This is a genomic window from Wenxinia marina DSM 24838 (genome assembly GCF_000379485.1).
GTDB classification, from domain to species: domain Bacteria; phylum Pseudomonadota; class Alphaproteobacteria; order Rhodobacterales; family Rhodobacteraceae; genus Wenxinia; species Wenxinia marina.
Genome location: NZ_KB902313.1, coordinates 1 through 19,551 on the forward strand (window position 1 = coordinate 1; position 19,551 = coordinate 19,551).

A 19,551-nucleotide genomic window follows, 5' to 3' on the forward strand; every position below is an offset into this window, starting at 1 on the left:
CTGGCGGGACTGGCGCCGGTCGCGCGCGACTCCGGGATGCGCAGCCCGCCCCGCAGGATCGCCGGCGGCCGACCGGTGATCCGCTCGCTGCTCTACCTCGCCGGCCTGCAGGCCTCGCGCCGGGACCCTGCCTTCGCCGCCTTCCGCGCCCGCCTCGAGGCCGCCGGAAAGCGTCCCAAGCAGGCCATCATCGCCGTCGCACGCAAGCTCCTCACCGTCCTCAACGCCATGCTCCGCGACGCCAAGGATTACGCGACAGCCAACCCCTGAGGTTACAGTTGCCGGCTCAAGGCCGGGACGGGTCGATCCGGAGGAAGCAGCGCGCGCCCCGCCTCAACCCCGCAGCGTGCCGCCGGTCGCCTGGGCGACCTTCTCGACCACCTTCGCCGCCACCGCCTCGATCTCCGCTTCCTTCAGCGTGGCCTCGGTCGGCTGCAGCCGCACGGTGATGGCGAGCGACTTGCGGCCCTCGCCGAGGCTGCCGCCGACGAACTGGTCGAAGACGCGCACGTCCGAGATCAGCGCCTTGTCCGCGCCCTGCGCCGCCGCCAGCACCTGCGCGGCGGTCACGCCCTCGTCCACCACGAAGGCGAAGTCGCGCTCCACCGCCTGCAGGTCCGAGACCTGCAACGCCGGCCGCGTCGCTGCGGCCTTGCGGGGCAGCGGGATCTCGTCCGGCCACAGGGTGAAGCCGACCGCCGGCCCCTTGACGCCCATCGCGGACAGCACCCGCGGATGCACCTCGCCGAACACGCCCAGCACCTTCTTCGGCCCCAGCGAGATCGTGCCGCTGCGGCCCGGGTGCCACCACGCCTCGGCCCCGGCGCGGACCTGCACCCTGTCGGGCGCGCCCATCGCGGCGAGCACCGCCTCGGCGTCGGCCTTGGCGTCGAACAGATCGACCGCCCGCCGCTCGCCATGGACGTCGCGGGGGCCGGTGCGGCCGACCAGCAGGCCGGTCAGCAGCGTCACCTGCTCGCCCGGCTCGGCCCCGGTGAACGCGGCCCCCAGCTCGAACAGGGCGAGGTCGGCCTGCCCGCGCGCCTGGTTGCGGGCGGCGGCGCGCAGGAGACCGGGCAGGAGGGCCGGCCGCATGTGGCTCATCTCGGACGAGATCGGGTTCTCCAGCCGCATCGCCATGAGGTCGGCGCCGAACAGGCCCGCCGCCTCGGCGTCGATGAAGGAGTAGGTCACGCACTCGTCGTAGCCGAGCGCCGCCGCCGTCCGCCGGCCGAGCGCCTGCCGTACCTGTCCGGGCGTCAGGACCGGCGCCGGGACTCCGACCTCGCGGGGCAGCGGCGTGCCCTCCAGCCGGGTCAGAGAGGCGACACGCGCGACCTCTTCCACCAGGTCGGCCTGCCCCTTCACGTCCGACCGCCAGGACGGCGGATGCACCATGTCGCCGTCGAGCCGGAAGCCCAGCGCCTCCAGCGTCGCGCGCTGCTCCTCCGGCGGGATCGCCATCCCGACGAGGCTCTGCACCCTGTCGGTGTCCAGCCGGTAGGCGCGGTCCGTGTCCGGCACCGCGCCGGCGACGATCACCTCGGACGCCTCGCCGCCCGCCTCGCGCAGGATCATCTCCACCGCGAGGTCGAGGCCGACGGGCGTGAAGGCGGGATCGGCGCCCCGCTCGAACCGGTAGCGGGCGTCGGAGTTGATCTTCAGCCGTCGGCCGGTATGGGCGATCTGGATCGGGTCCCAGTACGCGCTTTCGACGAAGACGGTCGTCGTCTCGGGCGTGCAGCCCGTCTCCTCGCCGCCCATGATGCCGGCGATGCTCTCGGGGCCCTCGTCGTCCGAGATGATGACCATGCCCGGCTCGAAGGTGTAGGTCCGCTCGTCGAGGGCCAGCAGCGTCTCGCCCCCTTCCGCGCGGTGGACGCGCAGGTGGCCCTTCACCTTGTCGGCGTCGAAGACGTGCAGCGGGCGGTTCAGGTCGAAGGTGAAGAAGTTCGTCACATCGACGAGGAAGCTGATGGGCCGCAGGCCGATTGCCCGCAGGCGATCCTGCAGCCACTGCGGCGACGGCCCGTTGCGGACGCCCCGGATCACCCGGCCGCAGAACAGCGGCGCGTCGTCCAGCGTGTCGGCGTCGATGGTTACCCCGATCGGGCTGTCGAAGGAGCCGGCCACCTGCGGCTCGCGCAGCGGCTTGAGCGTGCCGAGGCCCCGCGCGGCGAGGTCACGGGCGATCCCGCGCACGCCCAGCGCGTCGCCGCGGTTCGGGGTGATCGCGATCTCGATCACGGGGTCCACCTTGGCCGGGTCGTGCGCCGCCAGCCAGTCGGTGAACCGCTCGCCCACCTCGCCCGAGGGCAGCTCGATGATGCCGTCATGCTCTTCGCTGAGTTCCATCTCGCGCTCCGAGCACATCATGCCGAAGCTCTCGATGCCGCGGATCTTGCCGACGCCGATGGTCGTGTCGATGCCGGGGACGTAGGTGCCGGGCTTGGCCACGACGACGGTGATGCCCTCCCGGGCGTTGGGCGCACCGCAGATGATCTGCGTCTCGCCCTCGTCGGTCAGCACCTTGCAGACGCGCAGCTTGTCGGCGTCGGGATGCTTCTCGGCGTGCAGGACCTTGCCGATGGTGAAGTCGGCCAGCCGGGCAGCCGGGTTCGACACTTCCTCGACCTCGAGACCGAGGTCGGTCAGCGCCTCGGCGATCTCGTCGACGCCGGCGGACGTGTCGAGATGGTCCTTCAGCCAAGAGAGGGTGAACTTCATGGCGGCCCCCGGAATTTTCGATCCGGCGCGGCTTAGCGCACTCCCCGCAGGAGGGGAAGGCCGCCCCCTGTGCGCCATGCCCGGCCGTCACTTGACCCCGGCGTCACCGCAAATCCGACACGCATTACGTTTACCTTGACGTCAACCCAAAGGTGGCCCATGGAACATCGCGGTCTCGTCCTGATCCTCCTCGCGCTGACGCTGCTGCTGTCGCCGCTGGCCCTGCGTCACGGCGGCGCGGGCGGCACGGGGGGCGGAAGCGACGTGCGCGAGACGGTCACGGTCGGAGCGGCCCAGGCGGCCTGCGACGCCGACTCCGTCCAGATCCGGAACCTCCGCCTCGGCTGCCGGGGCGGATCGCAGATCCCGGACCTCGGCCGCAGGCTGAGTTCGGGCGGCGCGGTGTTCCTCTCGGCGCGGAACTAGCGGTCGCGTTTCGACAGGTCTTTGTAATCGCCCATGCGGTAGAGATGGATCTCGCGCACCGTGCGGATCGTCGGCTTGGCCGCGAACAGGATCGAGCCGATCAGGAACAGCCACGTCGCGGCGGTCTGCGTGCTGTCGAAAAAGAAGAAGACCGAGCCGACGACGAACGACAGCGCCGCGCCGAAATCGACGATGGTGTAGAGCAGTTCGGAGCGGGCGTAGTACCGTTTCGACCGCTCGGACTTCTGCCGGGTCTCGTGGCGGAAGAGCTGCATGACGCGTCTCCTTCGCTGGGGCGGGGTCAGCCGCCGTGGGTGGTCGGCACCTGCCCCGGGCCGAAGCCGTAGTGGCGCAGCCAGCGGAGGTCGCTGTCGAAGAACGCGCGCAGGTCGGGGATGCCGTATTTCAGCATCGCGATCCGGTCGATCCCCATGCCGAAGGCGAAGCCCTGCCACTCGTCCGGATCCACCCCCGCCGCGCGCAGGACGTTGGGATGCACCATGCCAGAGCCCAGAACCTCCAGCCAGTCGTCGCCCTGGCCGACGCGCACCTGCCCGTCCGACCACTCGCACTGGATGTCCACCTCGGCCGACGGTTCGGTGAACGGGAAGTGCGAGGCGCGGAAGCGGGTCTTCACCTCGGTGCCGAAGAAGGCCGAGAAGAACTGCTCCAGCGTCCATTTCAGGTGCGCCATCGAGATGTCGCGGCCGATGCACAGCCCCTCGACCTGGTGGAACATCGGCGTGTGGGTCTGGTCGTAGTCGGCGCGGTAGACCCGTCCCGGCGCGATCACCCGGCAGGGGGCGCCGTGCGCCTCCAGGTGCCTTATCTGAACGGGCGAGGTGTGGGTGCGCAGGACCGCCGGCGGGCGGTTGTCGCCCTCGGCGCGGGACATGTAGAACGTGTCCATCTCGGCGCGGGCCGAATGGTGCGACGGCATGTTGAGCGCGTCGAAATTGTACCAGTCGCTCTCGATCTGCGGGCCCTCGGCGACGGCGAAGCCGAGGCTGGCGAAGATCGCGGTGACCTCCTCGGTCACCTGGCTGACCGGGTGGATCGTGCCGCGGCGGCGGTGGCGGGCCGGCAGGGTGACGTCCACCGTCTCGGCCGCGAGCCGCGCGTCCAGCGCCGCGTCCTCCAGCGCCGTCTTGCGGGCGGCCAGCGCCGCCGTCAGCTGATCCTTCAGCGCGTTCAGCGCGGGGCCGGCGACCTGGCGCTCCTCGGGCGACAAGCCGCCCAGCTCGCGCATCTTGAGGCTGACCTCGCCCTTCTTGCCGAGCGCACTGAGGCGCACCTCCTCGAGCGCCGCCTCGTCGGCGGCGGCCTCGATCCGGGCGAGATAGCGGTCTCTCAGGTCGTCCATCGGGTCCTCCGGAACTCGCCGGTCCGGTTAGCGCGGGGCGGGGCGAAGGGCAAGGTTCGGGGAGTCCGGTCCAATTGTCGGGAAGGTCCACGCTTTCGCCGCCCGGCCGGCCGGGCGGCGGCGGGCGGGACGGCGAGACAGCCTCATCGACACTTCGGACAGGAGCCGTTCCTCATGCTGCGCACCGCCGCCATCGCCGCCCTTCTCTCGCTCACCGCCGGGTCCGCCCTCGCGCAGGCCGCCGCCCGCGTCCACGTCGCGCCGCCGGCCAGCTTCCAGGGCCAGTGGTTCACCACCGCCGACGGCTGCTCGTACAGCCGCGCCCAGGCGCCGGGCTACGCCCCGACCTGGCATCTCATCATCAACCCGCACCACATCGGCCAGCCCGCCGCCCACCGCGGCTGCCCGGCGATGCTGACCTCTCGGGGCTGAGCGCCAGCGAAGGAACCTGCGCGCGGGGCCTCGCATTTCCGGGGGAGACACCGGAAGGACCGCCGATGCTCCGCGCTGCCGCCCTCGCCCTCTGCCTGTCGCCCCTTCCCGCCGCCGCGCAGGAATGGTGCGCCTTCCAGTCGCTCAGCCAGACCGAGCAGGCGATCTGCAGCTCGCCCCTCCTCGGCGGGCTCGACGCGCAGCTGACCGAGTTCTACCGCCGTTCCGACGCCAGCGAAGCGTCGCAGACCGACTGGCTGCGCCGGCGCAACGAATGCGGCAGCGACCTGTTCTGCATCGAGGCGTCCTATCGCGGGCGGATCGCCGAGCTGACCGAGGCGCCGGGCGCCCCGCCCGCGCCGGCCCCGGCCGCCCCGTCCGAGCCGTTGCGGCCGTGGTGCGACGCCTCGGGCCTCAACCCGACCGAAGAGACGGTCTGCGCGAACGAGCTGCTGGCGAACATGGACGCCGCCCTCGGCGCGGTCTACGGCCGGGCTATCGCACGGCCGAACGACCCCTCGCAGGCCGACTGGCTGCGCGGCGACCGCGATGCCTGCGGCACCGACGCCACCTGCATCGGCCGCGCGTACCTGCGCCGCATCGTGGAGCTGGGCGGCCGCATCCGCGAGAACGGCGGCTGAGCGACGCGCCCCGCGGCGGCCCTCCCCGGCCGTCTCACCACCCAAACGGAAACCGGCCGCCCGTGGGGGCGGCCGGTCCGGTCGTGTCGCGAGGGGCGCGGCGTTCAGGCCAGCGCGTCGCGGGCCTTGGCGGCGATGGCGTTGAACGCCTCGGGCTCGTGCACGGCCAGATCGGCGAGGACCTTGCGGTCGACCTCGATCCCGGCCTTCGCGAGGCCGCCCATGAAGCGCGAGTAGGTCAGGCTCTCGTCGAACGAGCGGACCGCGGCGTTGATCCGCTGGATCCACAGCGCGCGGAAGTTGCGCTTGCGGTTCTTGCGGTCGCGGGTCGCGTACTGGTTCGCCTTGTCGACGGCCTGGCGCGCGACCTTGAAGGTGCGGCTGCGGCGATCGTAGTAGCCCTTCGCGGCGTCGAGGACCTTCTTGTGGCGGCGATGGGTGACGGTTCCACCTTTGGTGCGGGACATCTCTCAGACCTCCTTCAGCGCGCGTAGGGCATCATGGGTTTCAGGATGCCCTCGTCCGCCTTGGACAGGACCTGGGTGCCGCGGGCGTCGCGGATGAACTTGTTCGTCCGCTTGATCATGCCGTGGCGCTTGCCCGCCTGGCCGGCCTTGATCCGGCCCGAGGCGGTCACCTTGAACCGCTTCTTGCAGCTCGACTTGGTCTTCATCTTGGGCATTTGCTGTCTCCTCTTCGGGACTGAACGCGCGACTCGGCATGCCACATCGGCCGGACGCGCGGAAAACGAAGGCGCCGTATAGGGGGCTGGCGGCGGCTTGGCAAGCCTGTCGCGACGGGGGCGGCCCGTCAGTCCAGCCACCGCTCCCGCAGGGTCAGCGACACGTCGAGGAACGCCGTTCCGCCGTCCTCCCGCACCCGGATATGGACCTGCCACTCGTCCCCGTCGGGCAGGGCGTCGCGCGCGATCTCGGGGAGAGCCTCGATCGCGGTGTCGCGGGCCGACTTCCGGTGAGGCAGATCCTGCCCGGTCTCGTCGCGGGTCGTCCGGTCACCGTCGCGCGTGTCGAAATAGTACGTCGGCATGGACTGCCTCCACTCGTGTCGCACCACCGTCCGGAGGCGCTACCCCGCCGACCCGTTCAGATGCAGGTAATCGTCCTCGAACTCGGCGAAGTCGCGCAGCGCCTCGATGTCGGGAACGGTGATCTTGCGATCCTCGATGGCGATCAGCCCGTCCTGCCGGAGCCCCGCCATGATCCGCTGCGCATGGACCGTGGTGATGCCGAGGAGGTCGGCGATCATTTCCTGCGTCAGCGACAGGTGAAAGCCGTCCCGCCGCCCGACCGCTTCGAGGCGCAGGTGGATCTCGCATAGGAAGTGCGCCAGTTGCCTGTCGGCCCGCCGGCGGCCCATGTTGACCAGCCACTCCCGCAGCACCGCCTCGTCCACTAGGGTGCACCACCACAGGGCGCGGGTGAGAGGCGGGTGCTTCTCGACGATCTCGTCGATCGCCTCGCGGGGAATGTCGACGATAGTGCAGGCCGTCAGCGTGCCGATGGCATGGTCCATGTGGCCGAGGATCGCGACGTTCAGGTCGCAGAAGTCGCCCGGCAGCAGAAGCGCCATGATCGAGCGTCGCCCGTCGGGAAGCAGCTTGTAGCGGCAGGCGATCCCCTCGAGCACGAGGTGGACGTTGGAGGTCGGATCGCCGCGGTCGATGATGTCGGTGCGCGCCTGCACGGTGCGCGGGTTCGCGACCAGCCCCTCGACCACGGCGAGGTCTTCTTCCGGGAGGGGACCGGCGAGCAGCAGCTTTCGGCTGAGGACGTTCAACATGTGCATCCTAGCACTGACGGCCCACGTAGGGCACGTCGACCCTGACGACCGTACCGCCAAGCGGGTCGGCATGCCAGCTTGCCTTTCCACCCGCATAGCGCGCGAGATCGGCGATCAGCGCCCGCCCGTTGCCATGATCCCGCAGCGTCGGAGCGACCCAGTCGAGCTGCGGTGGCTCCGCCGACTCGTCGTCCGGCAGCCCGACGCCGTCGTCGCGCACGGTCAGGACCAGCCGGCCGTCGCCGTCGCGGCCGAACCGAACCTGGATGAGACCGGGTCCGCCGTCGGGGTAGGCATGAGCGAGGCTGTTGGTGATCGCCTCCTGCACCAGCAGAGCCAGCATCATGGCCGCCCCGTCCTCCACCTGCGGCGCGCCGTCGGTGTCGATCTGGACCTGGACATTCCGCTCGGCCCCCAGCCGCGCCCAGAGCTGACCGACCTCGCGCAGGTGAAGCGACAGCCCGTCGCCCGTCGTGACACCGACAGCGCGATGCAGCTGCGTCGCCGTCAGGATGCAGTCCAGCACCCATGACAGCCGCTCGCGCGCCTCCTCGGTGTTGGCCTGCCGCGCCTGCGACCGCGTCAGCGCGGCCAGCGAGGCGAGAATGTTGGTGGTCCGATGCCGCATTTCCGCCAGCTGCATGCGCAGACCGTTCCCGTCGTCCATGGATCGACTCCCGGATTGCCCCGCCTGCAAGCGTCGCCCATGGGGCCGGGTCGGCGCTTCAACAATTGATGCGCGCGCGTGTGCTCCGGCGCTCGACCGGTCGCATCAATTCACGATACGGGCGGCCACGCGGACCAGGACGTCGGGGATCTCGGCGAAGGTGTAGCCGCCCGGCCGGCTGGTCACCGCGAAGGCGACAAGCCCGCCGCCGATCAGCAGGACGACCGCGGCGAGCCGCGGCGGCCGCCCCTCCGTCAGGGCCGAGACAATGGCCGGGAGCGTCAGGACCAGCAGGACGAGCCCCGTGGCGAGATAGAGATCGGTATCCATGCCTGTCCGCCTGCAACGTTATCCGTTGACTTTGCGTAAAGGCTACTCCGGCTCGCCCGAGAAGATCAACCGTTCCTCGCAGGGCGCCACCCGCAGGATGTTGGTGGAGCCGGGCGTGTTGAAGGGCACGCCCGCGGTGACCACGATCAGGTCCTTCGGCCCGGCGAGGTTCTCCTCGCGTGCGGCGCGGACGCCGGCGACGACCGCCATCTTGAACCGGTCCACCGGATCCACGATCACGCAGTTGCAGCCCCAGGTCAGGCACAGGCGCCGGGCGGTCGATTCCTGCGAGGTGAGCGCGAGGATCGGCACCCGCGGCCGCTCGCGCGCGACGAGGCTGGCGGTGGTGCCCGACTGGCTGAAGCAGGCGATAGCCTTGATGTCGGTGGCCTCCGCGATCTCGCGCGCGGCCGACACGATGCCGTCCGCGACCGAGCGGCGCTCGATCCGGCGGCTGCTCTCGATCACCTCGCGGTAGGTCGGGTCGGCCTCGACCTCGTAGGCGACGTTGTCCATCGTGCGCACCGCCTCGACCGGGTAGCTGCCGGCCGCGCTCTCGGCGGACAGCATGACGGCGTCGGTGCCCTCGTAGATCGCGGCGGCCACGTCCGAGACCTCGGCCCGGGTGGGCATCGGGCTCTCGATCATGCTCTCCAGCATCTGGGTGGCGACGATCACCGGCTTGGCCGCGGCGCGGCACTTGCGGACCAGCCGCTTCTGGATCGGCGGCACGTTCTGCACCGGCAACTCGACGCCGAGGTCGCCGCGAGCGACCATGATTCCGTCCGAGACGGCGAGGATGTCGTCGAACGCCTTCACGGCGGCCGGCTTCTCGATCTTGGCCAGCACGGCGGCGCGGCCCTTCGCGAGATCCCGCGCCTCGATCATGTCGGCGGGGCGCTGCACGAACGACAGCGCCAGCCAGTCGACGCCCAGCTCGCACGCGAATTCCAGGTCGGTGCGGTCCTTGTCGGACAGGGCGGCGAGGCCCAGCACGACGTCCGGCACGTTCACGCCCTTGCGGTTCGAGATGGTGCCGCCCACCGTCACCTCGCAGGCGGCGAAGTCGCGGCCGCAATCCTTCACCTTGAGGCGGATCTTGCCGTCGTTGACGAGGAGCGAGGCCCCCGGCTCCAGCGCGTCGAAGATCTCGCGGTGGGGCAGCTGCACCCGCGTCGCGTCGCCCGGCGCGTCGTCGAGGTCGAGGCGGAAGTCCTGTCCCGCCTCCAGCTCGGCCGAGCCGTCGGCGAACGTGCCGACGCGCAGCTTGGGCCCCTGCAGGTCGGCGAGGATCCCGATGGGCGAGCCCATGTCGGCCTCGACCTTGCGGATGATCTCGTGCCGGGCACGCTGTTCGTCGTGGGTGCCGTGGCTCATGTTCAGGCGGAACACGTCGGCCCCGGCCTCGGCCAGCGCGCGGATCACCTCGTAGGTGGAGGAGGCGGGGCCGAGGGTGGCCACGATCTTGACGTTGCGGTGGCGGCGCATGGATGTCCCCGTCTGCTGTCCCTTGTCCGGCCGGCGGGCCTGTGCGGTCCGTTAGCGGATCCGCGTTACGGCCGTGTTACCGCTAACCGCCCGGTCGGCCGTCTTATGGCGCAATTCCATTCCCTTCTCAACTAGCCTAAGTCCGCACCGTGCAAAGACCCGACGGACCTGACGACGCCGTGACCACGGACGCCTACACGATCAGCGGAGCGGACCGCCGCTCGCGCTGGCTCATCACCTGCGACCACGCGACGAACCGCGTGCCGGACTGGGTCGCGGGCGGCGATCTCGGCCTGCCGGCCGAGGACATGGCGCGGCACATCGCCTGGGACGTCGGCGCCCTCGGCGTGGCCGAGGCGCTGGGCGAGGCGCTGGACGCGACGGTCGTGTCTTCCCGCTTCTCGCGCCTCGTGATCGACCCGAACCGCGGCGAGGACGACCCGACGATCCTGATGCGCCTCTACGACGGGACCGTGATTCCGGCGAACCGCGCCGCCGATGCGGCCGAACGCGAACGACGGCTCGACCGGCTTTGGCGCCCCTACCATGCGGCGATCGCCGATCTTGCGGGGCGGCGGGAGGACACCGTCTACCTCGCCATTCACTCCTTCACGCCGCAGCTGAAGGGCCGGCCGTTCCGGCCGTGGAAGGTGACGGTGCTGTGGTCCCACCTCGACGGCCGCCTCGCGCAGCCGCTGATCGAGGCGTTCGGAGAGGACGAGGACCTCTTCGTCGGCGACAACGTCCCCTACTCCGGCCACCTGCCCGGCGATTCGATCGACCGCCACGCCCTGAAGCCCGGCCGGCCGAACGCGCTGATCGAGGTCCGCAACGACCTGATCGCCACGCCCGAGGCGCAAAGCGCCTGGGCCACGCGGCTGGCGCCGTACCTGACCCGTGCGCTCGTCGCGGCGGGGGTCTGACCATGCGCTACAAGGCGGTGATCTTCGACATGGACGGCACTCTGATCGACAGCGAGCGGCTGGTGATCGAGGCCGGCCTCGCCGCGTTCCGGGCGATGGATCTGCCGGAGCGGCGGGACGTGCTGACCGATCTCATCGGCACCGTGGGAGAGGCCGCGCCGACGCTGCGTGCCGCCTTCGGCGCGGCCTTCGACCACGAGGGCTTCGGCGCATTGTGGGATCTCGAGGTGCAGCGCATGTTCGCCTCGGGCATCCCGCTGCGGCCCGGCGCGGACGAGCTGCTGGGCCTCCTCGCCGACAGCGGGGTTCCCGTCGCGCTCGCCACCAACTCGCGCACCCAGACGGCGCGCGAGAGCCTGCGCAGCGCCGGCATCGCCCACCGCTTCCCCGAGGCGCATGTCTGGGGCCGCGACCGGGTGGACCGGCCGAAACCGGCCCCGGACCTGTACCTGCGCGCCGCCGAGGGCCTCGGCGTCGCGCCCGCCGACTGCCTCGCCTTCGAGGATTCCGACGTCGGGACCGTGGCCGCCCTTGCCGCGGGCATGACCGTGATCCAGATTCCCGACCAGAGGCCGCCGGCGACCCGGGATGCGCACATCCTCGCCGAAAGCCTGCTGGACGGCGCCCGCGCCGCGGGCGTGCTGCCCGCCGCCTGACCCGCGCCGATGGAGGACACGCCCATGGACGACGCCACCCGCACCGAGATCGAGGCCGCCGCCTTTCGCCGCCTCCGCCAGCACCTGATGGAAGAGCGGCCGGACGTGCAGAACATCGATCTGATGAACCTCGCCGGCTTCTGCCGGAACTGCCTGTCGCGCTGGATGCAGGAGGCCGCGGCCGAGCGCGGCATCGAGATGTCCAAGGACGAGGCGCGCGAGGACTTCTACGGGATGCCCTACGACGACTGGAAGGCGAAGCAGCCCGAGGCGGACGCGGCCAAGCAGACCGCGTACGAGGTCGCCTACACCCAGAACGTCGGCTCGCGGAAGTGATCGCGGGCGCCCACGCCGTCCTCTGGACCGGCCGCGCCCACGCCGGCACCGACGCCTGCCGCTTCATCGCCACGGGGAACGGCCTGCTGATCGAGGGATCCGCCTCGCTCGCCGCCGACACCGTGCGCTACCGGGTCCGCGCGGATGCCGAAGGGCGGACGGTGCGGGCCCGGGTGGGCCTGGCGCCGTCGCTGCGGATCGAGAGGGATCCGGAGGGCCGCTGGACCCTCAACGGCGCCCGCGTGCCCGAGGTGGACGGCGCCGAGGACGTCGACCTCGGCTTCACGCCCGCGACCAACACCCTGCCGATCCGCCGCCTGCGGCTGGAAGTCGGGCAGTCGGCCGACGTGACGGCGGCGTGGCTGGACGACCGGGACTGGACGCTGAAGTCGCTGCGGCAGACCTACCACCGGACCGGCGAGACGGCCTGGCACTACACCGCGGGAGAGTTCGAGGCCGACCTGGAGGTCAACCGGTTCGGCGTTGTGGAGAGATACGGGTCCCTGTGGACCATATGAGCCGGGACCGGCGCGCCTACTGCCGCCGGATCGTGAGCGTGAAGCCTGCCGCCCGGATCGCGATCGATGAGAGCGCCCCGCCCTGATAGGTCAGCGTCGCCGCGATCTGCCGCAGCCCGAGCGGAGAGGCATGACCCGGCCCGGCCACGACGCGATAGTCGAGGTCGCAGGCCACGGTGTCGCCGTCCCGCCGCTCGGCCACGATGCGCCCCTCGGCCACGCGGCGCCCGTCATACTGCCGGAACGGGGCCGGACAGCCCCCCGCCGTGACCATCCCGTGCACCACCCCGACCGGATCGCGCACGTCCGCAGGATACCGCGCCGGGTCCGACATCTCGGTCGCCTCGCTCTGCGGCAGGATCTCGGTCTGCCGCACCGAGCCGTCGTCCGCGAACAGGACCGAGACGGTCCGCTCATCATTTCGGAAATAGTACTGCGACACCACCGCGCCGTCGTCGGCCTGCACCCGGCCCAGCGTCGCCACCGTCTCACCGTCGGCGATACCGAAGGGCGTGTTGTCGAGAACGGTGCGAAGCAGATCGGCCCGGGACTCCATCGTCCCGATCAGCCGGTCGCCGAGAAGGACGTCAAAGGTCTCGGCTCGCGCCGGCAGGGCGGCGAGGGTCAGGCACAGGGCGGCAAGAGTGCGGAGCATCGGGCGTCCTTCGAGAGGGGTCGAGTCACAGCTAGCGCCTTGCGTCCGGGCGCCCAGCCGCGGACTCAGACGGCGACCTTGCGGCTCTCCTCGAGGTAGATCTCCCGCAGGCGCGTCGCCACGGGCCCCGGCGCGCCGGAGCCCACCGCATCGCCGTCGATCTCCACCACCGGCATCACGAACATCGAGGCCGAGGTGATGAACGCCTCGTCCGCCGCCTTCGCCTCGTCGATGGTGAAGGCGCGCTCCTCCACCTTCATCTGCGCCTCGCGCGCGAATCGCAGGACCGCGGCGCGGGTGATGCCGTGCAGGATCTCGGTGCCGAGGTTGCGGGTCACGATGGTCCCGTCCTTCACGATGTAGGCGTTGTTGGACGTGCCTTCCGTCACCGCACCGTCCTCGACCATCCAGGCGTCGTCGGCGCCCGCCTTCTTGGCCATCATCTTGCCCATCGACGGATACAGCAGCTGCACCGTCTTGATGTCGCGCCGCCCCCAGCGGACGTCGGGGATCGAGATGACGCGGATGCCCTGTTTCGCCAGCGGGCTGTCGGCCAGCCCCGGCTTGGACTGGGTGAACAGCACCACCGTCTGCGGCGTCCCCTCGGGCGGAAAGGCGAAGTCGCGGTCGCCGGGGGCGCCGCGGGTGACCTGCAGGTAGATCATGCCGTCGGTCAGGTCGTTGCGCACCACCAGCTCGCGGTGGATCGTCAGCAGCTCGTCCCGCGACATCGGCATCCCCATGCCGAGCTCGCCGAGGCTGCGCTCCAGCCGCGCCGCGTGGCCGTCGAAGTCGATGAGCCTGCCGCCGAGGACGCTCGTCACCTCGTACACGCCATCCGCCATCAGGAACGCCCGGTCGAAGACGCTGACTTTCGCCTCCGCCTCGGGGACGTACTCGCCGTTTACGTAGACGGTGCGGGACATGGCCGACTCCTCGTGATCGCGGCGCCCTCTTCGGCGCGCCCGGCCGCCGCGTCAAGCCCGCCGGCCTAGCCCCACAGCGCCGCCTCGGGCGGATGCACGCCGGCCGCGTCGTAGGCGAGCGGCGTCTCCCGGTCCTCGGCCAGCAGGAGCGGCCCGTCGAGGTCGGTCACCTGCGCCCCCTGTGCCACCAGCACCGCCGGCGCCATCGCGAGGGACGAGCCGACCATGCAGCCGACCATCACGCCGAACCCTCCCGCCCGCGCCGCGTCCCGCAGCGCCAGCGCCTCGGTCAGGCCGCCGGTCTTGTCGAGCTTGATGTTCACCACGTCGTAGAGGCCGGCGAGCGCGGGCAGCGACGCGCGGTCGTGGCAGCTTTCGTCCGCGCAGAGTGGCACCGGCCGGTCGAGGCCGCGCAGCGCCTCGTCCTGGCCCGCCGGCAGCGGCTGCTCGACAAGGCCGACGCCGAGGCGGACGAGGTGCGGGGCGAGGTCGGCGTAGACCTCCGCCGACCAGCCCTCGTTGGCGTCGACGACGATGCGCGCCTCAGGCGCGCCCCGGCGCACCGCCTCCAGCCGGGGCATGTCGTCCGGCGTGCCGAGCTTGATCTTCAGCAGCGGCCGGTGCGCGTTCTCCCGCGCCCGCGCCTCCATCTCCTCGGGGGACTCCAGCGACAGGGTGTAGGCGGTGATCTCCGGCCCCGGCGCCGGCAGGCCGGCAAGCTCCCACAACCGCCGCCCAGCCGCCTTGGCCGCGAGGTCCCACAGCGCGCAGTCGACCGCGTTGCGCGCCGCGCCGGCGGGCAGCGCCTGCTGCAGCGCGGCCTGGTCGATCCCCTCCGGCAGGCCGCGGATCTGCTCGGCGACGCTCTCCAGGCTCTCGCCGTAGCGGGCGTAGGGCACGCACTCGCCCCGGCCCGTCACGCCGCCCCGCTCCACGCTCACCGTCAGCACCCGCGCCTCTGTGCGCGAGCCGCGGCTGATGGTGAAGGCCCGGGCGAGCCGGAACATGTCCTCGCGGACGGTGATGGTCATGGGCCGCGCCCTCCCCTTCGCATGTCACCCAAATACGCCGGCATGACACCGCCGCCGGGCGCACCGTTTCAGATCGCCGCCAGCGCGTCCACCAGCCGGCCGGCGCCGTGCCGGTAGGGATCGACCGTCGGCAGGCCGAGCCGGTCCTCGATCTCCTGCAGGCACGCCTTCGCCGCGTCCTCGTCCAGCGCCTTGGTGTTGACCGAGACGCCCACCGCGACGCAGGCCGGGTTCACCCGGTGCGCCATCGTCAGCGCCAGGTCGCGCACCTCCTCCAGCGAGGGCAGCGGGTAGCCCGGCAGGCCGCGCATGTGGGTCCGCGTCGGCTCGTGGCACAGGATCAGCGCGTCGGGCTGACCGCCGTGGATCAGGGCCAGCGAGACGCCGGAGTAGGACGGGTGGTGCAGGCTGCCCTGCCCCTCGATCAGGTCCCAGTGGTCGGGGTCGTTCGCCGGGCTGAGCCACTCGATCGAGCCGGCCATGAAGTCGGCGATGACGGCGTCGAGCGGCACGCCCTCGCCGGTGATCAGGATGCCGGTCTGGCCGGTGGCGCGGAAGCTGCATTTCATGCCCCGCTCGCGCATCTCGGCGTCCATGGCGAGCGCGGTGTACATCTTGCCGACCGAACAGTCGGTGCCGACGGCGAGGCAGCGCTTGCCGGTCCGCTTCGTGCCGTCCGCGATCGGGTATTGCACCGTCGGGATGCGCACGTCGTGCAGCGTGCGGCCGGTCGCGTTCGCCGCCTCCACCAGCGCCGGCTGCGCCCGCAGCAGCGTGTGCAGGCCCGAGGCGAGGTCGAAGCCCTGCGCCAGCGCCTCGGTCAGGACGGACATCCAGGCGGGGGAGATGACGCCACCGCGGTTGGCGACGCCGATGACCAGGGTCTTGGCGCCCGCCGCCTTCGCCTCCGCCAGATCCATGTCCGGCAGGCCGAGGTCGGCGTTGCAGCCGGGCAGGCGCATCTGGCCGACGGCGTAGTCCGGCCGCCAGTCGCGGATGCCCTGCGCGACCTTGGCGGCCAGGGCGTCCGGCGCGTCGCCGAGGAACAGGAGGTAGGGCGTCTCGATCATTGGCGGCCTCGTCGAAGGTTGGTCGTCGGCGACACTGCCGCGCCGCGGGTGGAATGTCCTGCGAAATGCGTGCCTGCCGGGATGTGGGCCGCGCGGATGCGGCGTCAAACGCCGCCCGTGCGCAAGGATGATGCGCCGTGGTGGCGGCGGCACCGCGATCGCAGGCGCACGGACGCCCGGAGAAGCAGCCTCCCCGGCAAGGCAGCCGCCCCGGCACCCCGGGCCGGGACCTCACGCAGTCTCGAGCGGGGTCCCGGGTCAGGCCCGGGGCGGGGTCATCCTGTGTCGAGCCCCTCCCCGGCAAGGCAAGGCAGCCCGCCCCGGCCCCCGAGCCGGGGCCCGGCGCCACTCTGCGGGAGGTCCCGGGTCAGGCCCGGGACGGGTCATCTCTTGTGACGGGACCGGGAATGCCGGGGAGCGCGGATTGCGTTTTCACCCCGCACCCGCCGCCCCTCCTACCACATCGTCCTGGCCGCGCGCCCGCTCCACTCGGCGTCGTAGGCCGCGCCGTCGAAGCCCGTCTTCGCCTCGGCGAGCAGCTCGCCCACCGTCGGCAGCGCGGCGCTGCGGTCCTCGCCGGACCACAGGCCGGCGCGCAGGATCGCGCGGGCGCACTGGGAATAGACCTCGGCCACCGTCACCACGGTCACCGTCCGCGGCCGCGCGCCGTCCCGGTCGAACCGGCCCAGCACCCCCGCATCGTCCGTCAGCACCGCGATGCCGTTCACCCGCACCACGTTGGCCGATCCGGGGACCATGAACATCAGGCTCACCCGGCCGTCGCGCACGATGTTGCGCAGCGAATCCATCCGGTTGTTGCCGCGCCAGTCCGGCAGCAGGATCGTCCCGTCGTCCGGCATCTCGACCACCGGGCCGTCGTCGCCGCGGGGGCTGGCGTCGGTGCCTTCCGGTCCCACGGTCGTCAGGATGCAGAACCGCGATTCCGCGATCCAGCGCCGGTAGAGCGGCGTCAGCCGCGGCGCGACCTTGATGAGCGACGCCTCGCCGGGCGCCCCGTACAGCGCCTCCAGCGCCGCGATGTCGTCGATCGTGCGCATCACGCCTCCCGCGGGGGCGCGACCAGCGGGAACCCCGCCTCGGCCATCAGCCGGTCCGAGTTCGCCTCGATCTCGCTTTCGATCAGCGCCATGAACGGCGCCGCCGCCATGCCCGCCGGAATCCGCGGCAGGAACTCGATGACCGCGGTGCCGGGGCGGCGAAGGATACCCCGGCGCGGCCAGAACAGGCCGACGTTGCAGGCGACGGGCACGCAGTCCTGCCCCAGTTCGCCGTACAGGACGCTGGTGCCGATCTTGTAGGGCGCCTTCTCGCCGGGCGCGAGGCGCGTGCCCTGGGGATAGATTATCAGCTGCCCCGGATCCGCCCGGCCCGCGTTGACGTCCGCGATCATCTTCTTGATCGCCTGGGCCCGGCGGCCCCGGTCCACCGGGATGCAGCCGATGCGCAGGGCGAACCAGCCGAGGATCGGGGCACGGGTCAGCTCCTTCTTCATGATGAACTTGCCGCGCGGCAGCGCGGCGTACAGCATGATGATGTCGAGGAACGACTGGTGCTTGGACGCGATCAGGCAGGCGCCGTCCGGCGGCGTGCCGCGCACCTCGGACCTGAGGCCCAGCATCAGGTCGGCGAGGCGCAGGACGAACCGGCTCCACCCCCGGCAGGCGGCGACGGCGCCGTCTCGCGAGCGCAGGGCGGCGGGCAGGTACCACAGGCCGTAGGGGACCATCGCGGCGTAGATGATGCCGCTGAAGAGCAGCGACTTCAGCCACTGCCAGCCGGTTCTCACGCCTGCTCCCTCAAGGAGCGCAGGGCGGCGGCGCGGGTGGCGAAGAACGCGACGATGCCGGCCAGCGGCGGGATCAGGACCGGCCACAGCCAGCCTGCCCCCTCGAAGCCGAGGCCCGACAGGAACCCGCCCGCCACGTCCCGCCGCGGCAGCAGCAGGACGGCGGCGAGACCCGCGACGGTGCCGGCGCCCGCACCGGTCAGCGCGCGCAGGGTGAAGCGGCGGACGAAGGCGCGCGCGATGTAGACGTCGCGCGCCCCGACGAGGCGGAGCACGCGGATCACCTGCGCATTGGCGGCCAGCGCCGCCTGCGCCGCCAGCGTGATCATCGCGGCCATCGACGCGAAGATCAGCGCCACCGACAGCGCCCCGATCAGCCGCAGCCGGCCCGCCGCCGCCACCAGCGGCTCGCGCCAGGCGGCGTGATCGTCCAGCACCGCGCCCGGCACCTCGGCCGACAGGCGGGCGCGCAGGCCGGCGGGATCGTAGCCCTCGCCCTCCTCCACGATCTCGATCAGCTGCGGCACCGGCAGGCTCTCGACCGGCAGGTCGGGGCCGAACCACGGCTCCAGCAGCTGGCGCTGCTCGTCGGCGGTCAGGGCGCGGGCGTCGGCGACGCCCGGCGTCTCCTCCAGCACCCGCAGGGCGGCTTGCGTCTGCAGCTGCACCTGTCCGGCGGGCGCGCTGATGCGCAGGGTCGAGGTCCGGGCCAGTTCCTCCCCCCAGCGCGCGGCGAGGCGGCCGGTGGTGGTGGACAGCGCCAGCGCGAAGACCGCGAGGAACGCCATCGCGCCGGCGGTGAACAGGGTCAGCCGCGCGGTGAAGCCGGTGGGCGGCACCGCCTTGTCCGCCTGCGGGTCGCCCGCGAGCAGCGACAGGATCATGCCGAACCGCCTCACAGGTCGGCCCCCGCCACCTGAAGCCGGCCGCCCCGCAGACGAAGCACCCGGCTCTGCACCTGCGCCTTGGCGGCGCGGATCAAATTGAGGTCATGGGTCGCGACGAGGACCGCCTTGCCCATGCGGTTCAGCTCGATCAGCAGGCGCAGCAGGCGCTGCGACATCTCCCAGTCGATGTTGCCCGTGGGCTCGTCCGCCAGCACCACGTCCGGCGACATGATGACGGCGCGGGCCAGCGCGGCGCGCTGCCTCTCGCCTCCCGACAGCTGCGGCGGCAGCTGTTCGGCCTGGGCCGACAGGCCGACCCAGTTGAGAAGATCCGGCAGATTGCCCGCCGCCTCGGACTGGCGGCCGGCCACGGTCAGCGGCAGCGCGACGTTCTCGGACAGCGGCAGATGGTCGAGGAACTGGCAGTCCTGGTGCACCACGCCGATGCGCCGCCGCGCCAGCGCCACGCCGTCGCGGTCGATGCCGCGGGCGTCCTGACCGAACAGGGTGACGGTGCCCGAAGTGGCGCGCAGATCGCCGTAGCAGAGCTTCAGCAAGGTGGTCTTGCCGGCGCCCGAGGGGCCGGTGAGGAACTGGAACGAGCACGGCGCCAGCTGCAGCGACAGCTGCGAGAACAGCTCGCCCCCGCCGTAGCTGTAGGACACGTCCTTCAGTTCGATCACGTCAGGGTCCCCACCTCGGACCACCGGGGCCCGCGCGCCCTTGTGCCGAAAAGGTCGCGCCAGTTCAATCGGGTGCGGGGGAACGAATCGTTAAACCTTGGCCCCCGCCCCGCGGATTGCTAGGCTCCGCGCCACCGAACAAGAGCAGGAGACACTTCCTGCCGGCGAGGCATGGGACGACGAGC

The 19,551-nt window shown here is 71.7% G+C and carries 26 protein-coding genes; 8 read left to right on the forward strand and 18 right to left on the reverse strand.

Going from position 1 to position 19,551, the window contains the following annotated elements:
- Positions 1–270: transposase (locus tag A37W_RS22335; RefSeq protein WP_018300961.1), on the forward strand; the 270-nt coding region annotated here is incomplete at its 5' end.
- 63 nt (positions 271–333) lie between these two features.
- On the opposite strand, the gene pheT is transcribed toward A37W_RS22335, so the two are convergent.
- Complete coding sequence (gene pheT / locus A37W_RS0117220) at positions 334–2,727, reverse strand: phenylalanine--tRNA ligase subunit beta (protein WP_018304290.1); 2,394 nt, start codon at positions 2,725–2,727, stop codon at positions 334–336.
- A 159-nt stretch (positions 2,728–2,886) separates the two neighbouring features.
- Here pheT and A37W_RS0117225 point away from each other — a divergent pair, with 159 nt between their 5' ends.
- Positions 2,887–3,153: a hypothetical protein gene (locus tag A37W_RS0117225; protein ID WP_018304291.1), complete on the forward strand. Its 267-nt coding sequence runs from the start codon at positions 2,887–2,889 to the stop codon at positions 3,151–3,153.
- Here the strand turns inward: A37W_RS0117225 and A37W_RS0117230 are convergent.
- Positions 3,150–3,428 (reverse strand): YrhK family protein, encoded by a 279-nt coding sequence (locus tag A37W_RS0117230; protein WP_018304292.1) that lies wholly within the window; start codon positions 3,426–3,428, stop codon positions 3,150–3,152. The two genes, A37W_RS0117225 and A37W_RS0117230, sit on opposite strands and share 4 nt — an antisense overlap.
- Before the next feature lie 26 nt (positions 3,429–3,454).
- Positions 3,455–4,516, reverse strand: a complete 1,062-nt coding sequence (pheS, locus tag A37W_RS0117235; RefSeq protein WP_018304293.1) for a phenylalanine--tRNA ligase subunit alpha — start codon at positions 4,514–4,516, stop codon at positions 3,455–3,457.
- Between the two features lie 174 nt (positions 4,517–4,690).
- Between pheS and A37W_RS0117240 the strand changes: the two genes are divergently transcribed.
- Positions 4,691–4,948, forward strand: a complete 258-nt coding sequence (locus A37W_RS0117240; RefSeq protein WP_018304294.1) for a hypothetical protein — start codon at positions 4,691–4,693, stop codon at positions 4,946–4,948.
- 65 nt (positions 4,949–5,013) lie between these two features.
- Positions 5,014–5,589: a lysozyme inhibitor LprI family protein gene (locus tag A37W_RS0117245; protein WP_018304295.1), complete on the forward strand. Its 576-nt coding sequence runs from the start codon at positions 5,014–5,016 to the stop codon at positions 5,587–5,589.
- 104 nt (positions 5,590–5,693) lie between these two features.
- On the opposite strand, the gene rplT is transcribed toward A37W_RS0117245, so the two are convergent.
- From rplT to pyk, 7 genes are all read right to left on the reverse strand, one after another.
- A complete protein-coding gene (gene rplT, locus A37W_RS0117250) occupies positions 5,694–6,056 on the reverse strand; it encodes a 50S ribosomal protein L20 (RefSeq protein ID WP_018304296.1) in 363 nt (120 codons plus the stop codon).
- Positions 6,057–6,070: 14 nt separating this feature from the next.
- Positions 6,071–6,271, reverse strand: a complete 201-nt coding sequence (gene rpmI / locus A37W_RS0117255; protein WP_018304297.1) for a 50S ribosomal protein L35 — start codon at positions 6,269–6,271, stop codon at positions 6,071–6,073.
- A gap of 128 nt (positions 6,272–6,399) precedes the next feature.
- On the reverse strand, positions 6,400–6,636 hold the full coding sequence (locus A37W_RS0117260; protein WP_018304298.1) for a DUF6894 family protein: 237 nt from the start codon (positions 6,634–6,636) through the stop codon (positions 6,400–6,402).
- A 39-nt stretch (positions 6,637–6,675) separates the two neighbouring features.
- Positions 6,676–7,389, reverse strand: coding sequence for a Crp/Fnr family transcriptional regulator (locus A37W_RS0117265; RefSeq protein WP_018304299.1), 714 nt, complete (start codon positions 7,387–7,389; stop codon positions 6,676–6,678).
- Between the two features lie 7 nt (positions 7,390–7,396).
- Positions 7,397–8,056: an ATP-binding protein gene (locus A37W_RS0117270; RefSeq protein ID WP_018304300.1), complete on the reverse strand. Its 660-nt coding sequence runs from the start codon at positions 8,054–8,056 to the stop codon at positions 7,397–7,399.
- 105 nt (positions 8,057–8,161) lie between these two features.
- Complete coding sequence (locus A37W_RS0117275; protein ID WP_018304301.1) at positions 8,162–8,386, reverse strand: hypothetical protein; 225 nt, start codon at positions 8,384–8,386, stop codon at positions 8,162–8,164.
- Between the two features lie 42 nt (positions 8,387–8,428).
- Positions 8,429–9,874, reverse strand: coding sequence for a pyruvate kinase (gene pyk / locus A37W_RS0117280; protein WP_018304302.1), 1,446 nt, complete (start codon positions 9,872–9,874; stop codon positions 8,429–8,431).
- Positions 9,875–10,053: 179 nt separating this feature from the next.
- On the opposite strand from pyk, the gene A37W_RS0117285 reads away from it, so the two are divergent.
- Genes A37W_RS0117285 through A37W_RS22345 form a run of 4 tightly spaced genes read left to right on the forward strand, consistent with a single transcriptional unit; the run spans position 10,054 to position 12,307 of the window.
- Positions 10,054–10,797, forward strand: a complete 744-nt coding sequence (locus A37W_RS0117285) for an N-formylglutamate amidohydrolase (RefSeq protein WP_018304303.1) — start codon at positions 10,054–10,056, stop codon at positions 10,795–10,797.
- Between the two features lie 2 nt (positions 10,798–10,799).
- The gene (locus A37W_RS22340; RefSeq protein ID WP_018304304.1) at positions 10,800–11,453 is read left to right on the forward strand and encodes an HAD family hydrolase; all 654 of its coding nucleotides are present in this window, start codon (positions 10,800–10,802) and stop codon (positions 11,451–11,453) included.
- Between the two features lie 24 nt (positions 11,454–11,477).
- Positions 11,478–11,789 (forward strand): DUF1244 domain-containing protein, encoded by a 312-nt coding sequence (locus A37W_RS0117295; RefSeq protein ID WP_018304305.1) that lies wholly within the window; start codon positions 11,478–11,480, stop codon positions 11,787–11,789.
- Positions 11,786–12,307: a putative glycolipid-binding domain-containing protein gene (locus A37W_RS22345; protein WP_018304306.1), complete on the forward strand. Its 522-nt coding sequence runs from the start codon at positions 11,786–11,788 to the stop codon at positions 12,305–12,307. Before A37W_RS0117295 ends, A37W_RS22345 begins: the two co-directional genes overlap by 4 nt.
- A 16-nt stretch (positions 12,308–12,323) precedes the next feature.
- Here the strand turns inward: A37W_RS22345 and A37W_RS0117305 are convergent, their stop codons facing one another.
- The 8 genes from A37W_RS0117305 to A37W_RS0117340 all read right to left on the reverse strand — a co-directional run bounded on the left by A37W_RS0117305 (position 12,324) and on the right by A37W_RS0117340 (position 19,366).
- Entirely contained in the window at positions 12,324–12,962 is a 639-nt protein-coding gene (locus A37W_RS0117305) for a hypothetical protein (protein WP_018304307.1), read from the reverse strand.
- Between the two features lie 65 nt (positions 12,963–13,027).
- Positions 13,028–13,888, reverse strand: a complete 861-nt coding sequence (locus A37W_RS0117310) for a D-amino-acid transaminase (RefSeq protein WP_018304308.1) — start codon at positions 13,886–13,888, stop codon at positions 13,028–13,030.
- A 65-nt stretch (positions 13,889–13,953) separates the two neighbouring features.
- Positions 13,954–14,919 (reverse strand): N-acetyl-D-Glu racemase DgcA, encoded by a 966-nt coding sequence (gene dgcA, locus A37W_RS0117315; protein ID WP_018304309.1) that lies wholly within the window; start codon positions 14,917–14,919, stop codon positions 13,954–13,956.
- Between the two features lie 68 nt (positions 14,920–14,987).
- Complete coding sequence (gene dgcN / locus A37W_RS0117320; RefSeq protein ID WP_018304310.1) at positions 14,988–15,989, reverse strand: N-acetyltransferase DgcN; 1,002 nt, start codon at positions 15,987–15,989, stop codon at positions 14,988–14,990.
- A 455-nt stretch (positions 15,990–16,444) separates the two neighbouring features.
- Positions 16,445–17,047: an MSMEG_1061 family FMN-dependent PPOX-type flavoprotein gene (locus A37W_RS0117325; RefSeq protein ID WP_018304311.1), complete on the reverse strand. Its 603-nt coding sequence runs from the start codon at positions 17,045–17,047 to the stop codon at positions 16,445–16,447.
- Positions 17,047–17,796: a lysophospholipid acyltransferase family protein gene (locus tag A37W_RS0117330; protein WP_018304312.1), complete on the reverse strand. Its 750-nt coding sequence runs from the start codon at positions 17,794–17,796 to the stop codon at positions 17,047–17,049. Before A37W_RS0117330 ends, A37W_RS0117325 begins: the two co-directional genes overlap by 1 nt.
- Entirely contained in the window at positions 17,793–18,680 is an 888-nt protein-coding gene (locus A37W_RS0117335; RefSeq protein WP_018304313.1) for a cell division protein FtsX, read from the reverse strand. Before A37W_RS0117335 ends, A37W_RS0117330 begins: the two co-directional genes overlap by 4 nt.
- A gap of 11 nt (positions 18,681–18,691) precedes the next feature.
- Positions 18,692–19,366 (reverse strand): cell division ATP-binding protein FtsE, encoded by a 675-nt coding sequence (locus A37W_RS0117340; RefSeq protein WP_018304314.1) that lies wholly within the window; start codon positions 19,364–19,366, stop codon positions 18,692–18,694.
- Positions 19,367–19,551 lie beyond the last annotated feature (185 nt).